The sequence below is a fragment of the Cedecea sp. AS113 genome, assembly GCF_037152415.1.
Taxonomy (GTDB): Bacteria; Pseudomonadota; Gammaproteobacteria; order Enterobacterales; family Enterobacteriaceae; genus Cedecea.
Window position 1 is genome coordinate 1 of the sequence record NZ_JBBCMI010000054.1, and the last position, 722, is coordinate 722.

Below are 722 nucleotides of genomic sequence, written 5' to 3' on the forward strand. Positions count from 1 at the left end.
CGCTTATCGCAGATTAGCACGTCCTTCATCGCCTCTGACTGCCAGGGCATCCACCGTGTACGCTTAGTCGCTTAACCTCACAACCCGAAGGTGTCTCGTAAGACACAATCGCTGTTGTGAAAATTTGAGAGACTCGAACATGTCTTAACCTTATTCTTTATTACGGAAGAATAAGACGACATGTCGTTTCAATTTTCAGCTTGTTCCGGATTGTTAAAGAGCAAATACTTCGCAGTACACCGTCACCGGTACACTCTGAAGTAAGTTTTGGTGCATGAAATGATGGTGGAGCTAAGCGGGATCGAACCGCTGACCTCCTGCGTGCAAGGCAGGCGCTCTCCCAGCTGAGCTATAGCCCCATCGATTTCGTAAAACCTTTGATTACCATGATTTTCATCTGGTCAAGGCGCAACTTAGCGACGCATACTGAGGTATGCGAGTCTGAGGTGCAACGCAGAACAGGGGAAAATTTGGTAGGCCTGAGTGGACTTGAACCACCGACCTCACCCTTATCAGGGGTGCGCTCTAACCACCTGAGCTACAAGCCTATAAGGTTTTACTGCTCGTTTTCTATCAGACAATCTGTGTGAGCACTACGCGGGTTGTATCTTTTAGGTAAGGAGGTGATCCAACCGCAGGTTCCCCTACGGTTACCTTGTTACGACTTCACCCCAGTCATGAATCACAAAGTGGTAAGCGCCCTCCCGAAGGTTAAGCTACCT

2 tRNA genes and 1 rRNA gene are annotated in these 722 nt (G+C 48.8%); all 3 read right to left on the reverse strand.

Annotation, left to right across the window (positions count from 1 at the left end):
- Positions 1-283 precede the first annotated feature (283 nt).
- Positions 284-359, reverse strand: a tRNA-Ala gene (locus WFN87_RS23975).
- 112 nt (positions 360-471) lie between these two features.
- Positions 472-548 (reverse strand) — tRNA-Ile (locus tag WFN87_RS23980).
- Between the two features lie 68 nt (positions 549-616).
- Positions 617-722: ribosomal RNA gene (locus WFN87_RS23985) — 16S ribosomal RNA — on the reverse strand; the annotation flags it as partial.